This is a genomic window from Streptomyces sp. ITFR-16, assembly GCF_031844705.1.
In the GTDB taxonomy this organism is placed as follows: Bacteria; Actinomycetota; Actinomycetes; order Streptomycetales; family Streptomycetaceae; genus Streptomyces.
The window spans coordinates 17,919-26,435 of record NZ_CP134610.1; the positions used below are offsets into that span (position 1 = coordinate 17,919).

Annotated in this window: 8 protein-coding genes; 2 read left to right on the forward strand and 6 right to left on the reverse strand. The window is 70.4% G+C overall.

Translation table 11 applies throughout. From position 1 onward, the window contains the following. Positions 1-646 precede the first annotated feature (646 nt). Positions 647-895 carry a hypothetical protein gene (locus RLT58_RS35080; RefSeq protein ID WP_311314770.1) on the forward strand — a complete coding sequence of 83 codons (249 nt, stop codon included), beginning with the start codon at positions 647-649 and terminating at the stop codon, positions 893-895. A gap of 16 nt (positions 896-911) precedes the next feature. Then, positions 912-1,376, forward strand: a complete 465-nt coding sequence (locus tag RLT58_RS35085) for a hypothetical protein (protein WP_311314771.1) — start codon at positions 912-914, stop codon at positions 1,374-1,376. 65 nt (positions 1,377-1,441) lie between these two features. Here the strand turns inward: RLT58_RS35085 and RLT58_RS35090 are convergent, their stop codons facing one another. The 6 genes from RLT58_RS35090 to RLT58_RS35115 form a co-directional block, all read right to left on the reverse strand. Further along, the gene (locus RLT58_RS35090) at positions 1,442-2,269 is read right to left on the reverse strand and encodes a 4'-phosphopantetheinyl transferase family protein (RefSeq protein ID WP_311314772.1); all 828 of its coding nucleotides are present in this window, start codon (positions 2,267-2,269) and stop codon (positions 1,442-1,444) included. 66 nt (positions 2,270-2,335) lie between these two features. Continuing rightward, positions 2,336-3,715, reverse strand: coding sequence for an MFS transporter (locus tag RLT58_RS35095; RefSeq protein WP_311314773.1), 1,380 nt, complete (start codon positions 3,713-3,715; stop codon positions 2,336-2,338). Further along, complete coding sequence (gene argH / locus RLT58_RS35100; protein WP_311314774.1) at positions 3,712-5,244, reverse strand: argininosuccinate lyase; 1,533 nt, start codon at positions 5,242-5,244, stop codon at positions 3,712-3,714. Before argH ends, RLT58_RS35095 begins: the two co-directional genes overlap by 4 nt. Then, positions 5,241-6,515, reverse strand: a complete 1,275-nt coding sequence (locus RLT58_RS35105; RefSeq protein WP_311314775.1) for an ATP-grasp domain-containing protein — start codon at positions 6,513-6,515, stop codon at positions 5,241-5,243. Before RLT58_RS35105 ends, argH begins: the two co-directional genes overlap by 4 nt. After that, positions 6,512-7,570: a PLP-dependent cysteine synthase family protein gene (locus RLT58_RS35110; RefSeq protein WP_311314776.1), complete on the reverse strand. Its 1,059-nt coding sequence runs from the start codon at positions 7,568-7,570 to the stop codon at positions 6,512-6,514. Before RLT58_RS35110 ends, RLT58_RS35105 begins: the two co-directional genes overlap by 4 nt. A 1-nt stretch (position 7,571) precedes the next feature. Further along, entirely contained in the window at positions 7,572-8,489 is a 918-nt protein-coding gene (locus RLT58_RS35115) for a GHMP family kinase ATP-binding protein (RefSeq protein ID WP_311314777.1), read from the reverse strand. Positions 8,490-8,517: the final 28 nt, after the last annotated feature.

The window sequence follows — 8,517 nt, forward strand, 5'->3', positions numbered from 1 at the left end:
AGGGTGGTCCTGCAGAGGGTGCCAGTGGGCGCGGCGGGTGCCGGTCCGGTCGGGCCCGTTCCGGACGCGTGTGAGTTCGCGCCACAGAAGCCGGGGCCCGCCCTGGTGAACAGTGCGTGGGCCGAGGATGTCAGTCGCCGTGGCACAGACCCAGAAGCCGTCGCCGTGCAGTAGCCACACCGTGCGGGTATCCGTCTTCTACAGATGACGGTACTGAACGTCGGGGACGGCGAGAGGCGAGGGCGGTTATCGCACTGACGCCCCGAGCGGCGGTGGGGCAGGCAGCGGATACCGGCATTTCGTGGCTTTCCGCGCCCCTCGCTCTGCCGCAGCCCAGAAGGCATGGGCCACAACGTCGTAGTCGGCACCGTGCCAGGTTCATGCGGCTGGCCGCACCGGTCTCCGGCATCTTGCCGGCGGTCAGGATCAGTCCGGTTCCGGCAATCGATGTCACTCCTCCGGGTCTCCAGCGACGAGGATGGCCGGCATCTGGCCTCCCAGCAGGTCACTGCGCTCCCTGTCCGAAGCTTCACGCAGACACCCATGTCCTGAAACCGCCGGTAGGCTGCCGCCGCTGACTACCGGGCCGGCGCCCCTGCCGTCCCTACGCTCATGGCTCGCTTCCACCAGAGAACAGGAGTACGCCATGGAGAATCCCACCCGTAAGGCTGCAGCGGCCGGAGCGGCCACCCTGCTGGCCGTCGGCCTCGTCGTCACAGGCGCCAATGTGGCGGCCGCGTCGGACAGCGCCACCACGCGCATCACGTCGTCGGCCCAGCTCAAGGCCGGCATTCTGCTCGCCGCGGCCCACGACCGGGAATCCGGTGCGGAGCCGCTGAGCCAGAGCGTCGGTGGCCGAGTGGCTGGGATCGATACCCAGTCCAGCACCTGCTGAGCCGGAGGTGACCACCGTGGACCGGGACGAGTCTCCCAAGACCTGGTGTCCCAGCGGCGATGCACACGCACCCGAGTCCGTCGTGCTGGGCGTACGGTCGGGGCAGGACGGTCAGGTCGTGTACCTGGCCGATCCGGTACCGGCCTCCGAGGCTCTCGCCGAGGTGCCGGAGGGCATCGAGCCGCGGCGCGTCCTGCGCTTCGCCTCGTACTGCGTCAGCGACTGCGCGAACCGCAGGGGCGGCGACTGCACGCTCGTGGAACGGGTGCTGCACAAGCCCGCCGCGCAGGAAGACAGCCGGGTCCCGCGGTGTCACCTCCGGGCACGGTGCCAGTGGTGGCAGCAGACCGGGGTGGCGGCGTGTGCGCGCTGCCCCGCTGTCTCCACCCGGCATCGCGCCGACGACACGCTGGCCGAGCTGGTCGCCGATCCGGCCACGACGCCCGAGCAGTTGGACGAGTGGATCGCGGCGGCAGGCTGAGCACGGCCGCCGGTGATCGCGTCGGCATGAGGAAGGTCCCCGGACGAACCGTCCGGGGACCTTCCTCATGTGCGGGGTTCCACAGCCGCCTTCACGGGCGGCCCGGCGAGGGCTCCGCGGATGTCGCGCCCCGACAGGCGCTTCACCCGGGGTGAGGGCACTGTCACCTCACCATGGACGGCCACGGCTGCTGCGTACCCCCGGTCGACTGCGATGTCGAGCAGAGTCCAGCCGACGGGAGGCAAGAGGCCGTCGGGGCTTTTGGAACCGACGTAGTCGGTGGCCGGGTCCCGGCCGAGGCCGGTACCCAGACCTTTGAGGTAGGCCTCCTTGCGGGTCCACAGCCGGGCCAGCGCCCGCGGCCGGCGTGGGGGTGGCAGTGCCTCGATCTCGCGCTGTTCGGCTGGGTGAAGCATGGCCGCGAGCTCTGCGGCGCCGCCCGGGTCGGGGACCAGGTCTACGTCTACGCCGATAGGGGCGGCGGCGGTCCCCACCAGGACCAGATCCCCCCGGTGGGAGAGCGAGAAGTGCAGTCCGCAGGTGGCCCCGAGGACGATGGGCCGTCCGTGCGGGCCGCCGCAGCACGGGCAGGGCTCCCGGCCGTATCGGATGTCCTGCGGAAGCATGTCCAGGTAGGCGCCCAGCAGACGGCGGAGCGTCAGGTGGGCGGCAGTGAAGCGGATTCTGTCCTCCGCATACGCCAGTCCGGCGGCGCGCTGGCGCTCGTCGGCGTCCAGCATGGCCGTGTCGAGGCCGGTGTCCCGGGCGTCGGAGATCCTGAGCAGCCACAGGTCGACGGAACCGGGCTGTGGCAGACCGCTCGGCGGTGCCGCGGGCGTGGACAGCAGAAGGCCGCTCGCGGAACTCCTGAAACCGCTTCTGGGATCGCTCACGGGACCCCTCCTGTTCGGTTCCTTTTCGGTGACGGATAGGCGGATGCGGATGGCCGTCGGGTCGGATCAGCGTTGCGCGGGGTCTGTCTCCCGGGGTGCCCGCCGCAAGGGCGGGGTGGGCACCCCGGAGTCCTCAAGGACGCCGGCGTCCGCGCCGGACACGAGGGCGGACGCCGGCCCGGCAGGCTTGGCGAGGTCGCCGGGGGGTTCGGTGGGCAGGTCGCGGCGGCCACGCAGCGGGCCGATCAGGAGCAGGACAGAACTGACCGCAAGGCCAGAGGTGAGCAGCCAGAGCGTGGGCCGTAGTCCGAGCACACCGCCGAGTACACCGCCGAGGAGCGAACCGACCGGTATGGCACCGAAGTTGGCGACGGAGACACTGGCGGTGATCCGGCCGAGAAGCTGCGGCGGACAGTACGTCTGCCGGAAGGCACCCTGGATGACGTTGGCGGAAACCACGCCCAGGGCGAGAACGGCACCGCCCAGGGGGAGCAGGACGACCCGCCAGCCCGGTTCGGCAAGTGGGATGAGCAGGCCGAAGGGAGCGGTGGCGAACTTGCACAGGAGCATGCCGCGGGCTGTGCCGAAGCGGCGGGCGATCGGAGTGGCTACGACGGCACCGAGCAGCCCGCCGACGCTGCTGCCCGCGAGGAGCCAGCCCACGGTGGCCTCGCCGACGTGGAGCTCGCGAACGAGGAATACGGTCAGGATGGCCTGGTATCCGGTGAGCAGCAGGTTGGTGACGGTGCCGTAGGTGGTGAGAACGCGCAGGTAGGGGTCTCGCAGGGTGTGCCGCAGGCCCTCCGCTACGTCCTTGCGCAGGGTGGTGGGGCGCTCAGGCTTCTTCGGTGGCGGTTCGGTGGCGCGGATGCCGAGGAGGCAGAACGTGGAGGCAAGGAAGGTCGCGGCGTCGGCGAGCAGTCCGGTGACCGCGCCGAACACCCCCGCCAGGACGCCGCCGCCGCCGAGCCCGGCCAGCTGCGCCGCCGACTCGCTGCCCTGCAGCTTGGCGTTGGCCTCGGTGAGGTGCTCACGATTGACGACGAACGGCAGGTAGACCCGGTAGGCGATGGAGAAGAAGACGTTTGCGAGGCCGGTGAACAGCGAGACAACGAGCAGCTGGCCCATGGTCAGCACGTCGAGCCAGGCAGCGGCGGGCACGCTGAGCAGGAGGACGAGCGAGAGAAGATTGCAGGTCACCATGAGGGGACGCCGGGGCAGCCGGTCGACCCATGCCCCGGCCGGCAGGCCGATCAGGAGCCAGGGCAGCCACGCGGCGGCGGCCAGGGCGCTGACCCAGAAGGTACTCGCGTCCAGGGTGACCACGGCCACCAGCGGCATGGCGACGCCAGTGATGTTGCTGCCGAAGCGGCTGGCGGTCTCTCCCGCCCAGAGCAGCCGGAAGTCGTGCTGCCGCAACAGTCCGGACCTGGGCCTTGTGCTCATCGCTCCGCCACCACCTTGGCGACGGAGCTGTCGAGCCGCCTGGCGGCATCGGCCCAGCGGGCCCGTCGGGCGCCCGACTCGGCGGTGAGACGGCGCAGCTCTGCGTGCGCGCGGGCCAAGGCGGCGGTCTGCGCCGGGCCGCCGGGCCCACCGCCGTGGGTGCAGGCACTGGCGACGGTCTCGGGGTCGAGCCAGTCGGCCGGATAGCCTGCGGCGGCGGGGGCGACCGCCGGGTGGGCGCGGGCCGCGTCGGACAGGGGTGCTCCGCCGTCGAGGGCGGCGAGGACAGTCTCGCCGACCAGGTGGTGGGCGGTGCGGAAGGGGATACCGTCGACGACGAGGCGTTCAGCGAGGTAGGTGGCCGAGGTGAGCCCCTCCCGCGCGCGTTCACGCATCTGTTCCCGGTTGGGTTCCGCTCCGGCTACGACGAGCCGGAGCAGGGTGACGGCCTGGGTGGTGTCGGCCAGGGCGGGCCAGAGGTGGCGTACAGCCTCGGTGCCGACGGCGATGGCGTTGGTGTAGCCGGCGGTGGCCATGGACGCGGCGGCGCCGGTGAATCCGGCGAGGGCGGCTGTCGAGCGGCCCTGTATGTGTTCGAGGAGGAAGGGGTTGCGCTTCTGCGGCATCATCGAGCTGGACCCGACGAGGTCGTCGGCCATTCTCAGCAGCCCGAATTCCTCGGTGGTCCACCAGGTGAGGTCGCGGGCGACTCGGGCGAGGAGTACGCCGAGTACGGCGGCGGACGAGAGCATCCGCAGGACGAAGTCACGAGAGGCGACGGCGTCGACGGAGTTGGGCGCGGCGGTGGTGAAACCGAGGAGTTCGGCAGTGCGGGAGGGGTCGACGGGCACGGAGGTTCCGCCGACCGCCCCGGCGCCGAGCGGATTGACGTCGATCTCCCGGCCGGCGTCAAGGAGTCCCTCCAGCGAGCGCAGCACCGCACCGGCGGTGCCGGTGAGGTAGTGGCCGTAACTGATGGGGACTGCGGGCTGGCCGTGGGTGTACGCGGGCATGGTTACGTCCTGGTACGCCTCGCCCTTCTCCAGCAGGACGCGGATCAGCACGGTGACTTCGTCGAGGAGTTCGCTGTAGGGGCCACGCGCCTTCAGACGTACGGTGGTGGCATTGAGGTCGTTGCGGGAGCGCCCGGTGTGCAGGACTCCACCGGTTTGCTGGCCGAGTCTGTCGACGAGCCAGCCCTCGTACGCCAAGTACAGGCCACGGGGCATGGGGCGGTCGCGAACGGGGGCGAAGTCGTCGGCACGCAGGGCTTCGACGGTGTCGAGGAGGGCCCCCGCGCGAGTGGTGTCGACGATGCCGCGTTCGGTGAGCATCACCAGGTGGGCTCGGTCGACCTCGCTGATCAGTCGTAGTTCGCCGCCGACAGGGTCGTCCCCGTCAGATTGATATTGCCCGTAGACGATGCGGTGGGCGCGCGGGTCGAGCCCGGTGCGCAGCCGCCCGGTGTCCACACCGGCCTCCCCAGTGCCGGTAGCGGGCGGGCCAGATACGTGGCTGCTGTCAGTCATACCGGCAGAACATCCTTGGTGACGAGGCTCTCAGGAATTTTTAGTGCGCCGGCGAGGGCGGCGAGGGCGGCCTCGGCGGCCTCGGCGGTACGGTCGGGGGTCCCCCCGGCGGCGATGACGTGGCCCACCCGGCCGCGGAAGTCCTCGGCTGGTCCGACCCGAGTGCCGACCGGGCGGTACAGAGCGGTGTCGACGACACCGGGCACGGCTCTGGCGGCCGACTCGGCAGCGGTGACGTCCGCGAGGACGCTCTCGGTGCGGGTGGTGAGGAAGCGGATGGAGGCCGCTCCGGTGGAGGTGTCAGCCCCGGGGCGGATGAGGTCGGTGATGTCTTCGCCGAGTGCGGCCCGCACCTGAGCGCCGACCAGGTCGATGCCGTGGGCGCGGCGTACGAGCTCCGGGATCATGCCGCCGGCCAGCCGGGGGTTGACCTCGATGACGCGGGCCACGTCGCCGTCGAGCCGGAGCTCGACGTGGGCTGCCCCCCAGCCGAGGCCGAGAGCCTTGACGGCGCGAACGGCACTGTTGATGAGCGCGGCGGCCTGGTCGGGGGGCAGGAGGGCGGGGACGTCATGGCCCGTCTCAACGAAGACCGGGGGTGCGCCGACGTGCTTGGCGACGGTCACGAGGGCGTTCTCTGCGAATACCTCCACGGAGAACTCACGGCCGGTCAGGTACTGCTCGACGAGGACGACTCCGGGAGTACTGATGCCACGTTCGTTTACGGTGGTGGCGAGCAGGACACTCGTGTGCTCGGCAACCTCGTCACGGTCGCGGCAGAGCCGCACACCCAGGCTCCCCGACCCCTGGACGGGCTTGACGACGACCGGGCCACCCAGCCACTGAGCAGCGGCAAGGGCCTCCGAGACGTCACCTGCCACTGCGAAGAGAGGCACGGGAACCCCGGCAGCGGCCAGGGCGCTCCGCTGAAGGGACTTGTCTCGGCAGGAACGGACCGCGTCGGCAGAGGGACCGTGCAGGCCGAGCCGCAGCGCGAGGTCGGCTGCCGTGGCCACGTAGTACTCGGAGCTGGAGAGCACCCCGGCGATCGGCGCGCGGTCGGCGAGGGCGGTCGCGGCGGCCCACAGGGCATTGTCGTCGGCGGTGTCGACGACAACGGTGCGCAGGCCGTCCTCGGCGGCGTAGGGGTAGCGGCCGGGATCGGCGGTGAGCAACACGGGTTCGGCGCCGAAGGCATGGGCTCGTTGGGCGAACTGGCGTCCGGTGCCGGTGGTATTGGACTCGACGAGCAGAAGCTGGGGGGTGTTCACGCCTGTACCTCCGGCGTCACCACGTCGTCGAATCCGCGGCGGGCCCAGACCAGGCGGGTCCAGGAGTTCGGGGCATCCAGCGGGTGGTCGACGGTGACGGGACCGCCGGGGCTGGGGGCGGGCTCGATGCCCTGCTCGCGGAGCCACTCGGCGTGGTAGACAGTGGACTGGTAGCGGTATCCCTCGTCGGGAAGCACCATGACGACCTTGCTGTCGGGGTTGTGCGCGGCCCACCAGGAGGCGACCTGGAAGGAGGCGCCGCTGGTGGGTCCCATGAACAGACCGTGGTTGCGGAAGAGTTCATGGGTGGCGTGGAAGGCTTCGGAAGCGGTGACCCAGTGCACCTCGTCATAGGCGCTGTGCTTGACGTTGCCCGGGTGGATACTGCTGCCGAGCCCGCGCAGGGTACGCGGGCCGTCGGGGGTGCCGAAGATGATCGATCCGTGAGTGTCGACGCCGACGAGGTGCAGGGCCGGGTCGGCAGGACGCAGAGCGGCGGCAAGGCCACCCGTGGAGCCGCCGGAGCCGACCGGGCCGACAAGGCAGTCCACGGAGCCAACGGTCTCGCCGATGAGGTCGGCGACCACGGAGTAGGCGCCGGGGTTGTCCGGGTTGTCGTACTGGCCGGGGACGAAGCTGTCGGGATGGAGCCGCTGGAGCTCCGCGACACGGGCGAGGCGGGCGCCCTGGATGCCGCCGGCCTGACCGGCGTACTCGACGATCTCGACGTCGGCGCCGAGCATCTCCAGGCGGTTGCGCAGGTCGCGGTCGATGGCGGAGTCGCCGACGATGGTCAGATCGTAGCCGCGCAGTCGGCAGACCATCGCCAGACCGAGGGCGAAGGTACCGGAGGAGGTCTCGATGACGCGAGTGCCGGGCCGCAGCACGCCCGCGGCTTCGGCGCGGTCGATGATGTAGCGCGCGGGCAGCAGCTTCATCAGGCTGAACGCGGCGGCGTAGAGGTTGTCGGTCACCTGGATGATGCGGGGCAGTTCGGTGGCGTCCACCACCGAGTCGTGCAGCTTGACGGCGCCCGCGATCGTGGTCGTAGTCATGTCAGTCACCCGTCGTGAAGATCCACTGTTCGTGGATGCCGATGTTGTGCAGCAGTCGCTGGGCGTGCTCGGTGCGGGCCTCGACCTCGGGGTCGTCACGGTCGTAGAGAAGGCCTGCGATGTCGCCGCTGTGCGCGGTCTGTATGCCGAGCGCTCCGGTCTCGCGGACGATGGTCCGCAGGCCATCGAGGCGCGGGATGGGCAGATGACGCTGGTTGATGTCGGTGCTGGCGGTGGCGACGGCACCCACGAGGGCGACGTCCTTGGCCTGGATGGCCTCGCGCAGCATGACCTGGAGGTCGGCGAAGAGCTTCAGCTCGGCGGCTCCGTATTCGGCCGGCGGGAAGGCCAGGGTATCGACTCCCTTGCCTTCGTTCTCGGGTCTTGAGCCGAATCCGAGCACTCGCACAGTGGGCATGCGATAGCCGAAGTCCTCGATGACTTTGCCCTCACGCTGAGCGAAGAGAACCGAGCTCTCGTTGAACATCAGTGAGTCGGACGCGGTCTCGGCGCGCACCGCGATCCGAGCGACCTCCTCGGCGGGCAACGGATTCACCAAGGCGTCCTGGACGGCCCAGACCGCGGCCAGCACGTCGCTGGTGGAGGAGCCGAAACCGCGGCAGAGAGGGACGTCATCCGTGAGTATGAGGCGGCCGCCGACCGGACCCTCACCGACCGGTATGCACGCCTCTGCGGTGAGTTGCGCGGAGCGCATTGCCTTGGTCTTCCAGGCCGGGGAGACAGTCAGCTCCTTGCCTCGCGCGGGGATGAACGAAGCCCGGGCCGTGTAGACCGTGCAAGGCAGAGTGACCAGCCCTCGGGTCGGCCGGCCTCGGTGCGGGAAGACGCCCTGGAGAATTTCGCCGTGATGTATGGGAGCCGAGGCGACGCCGACCCGCCAACCGGAATGATCCACCATGTCCTTGACTTCCTCTGCGGGCCGGACC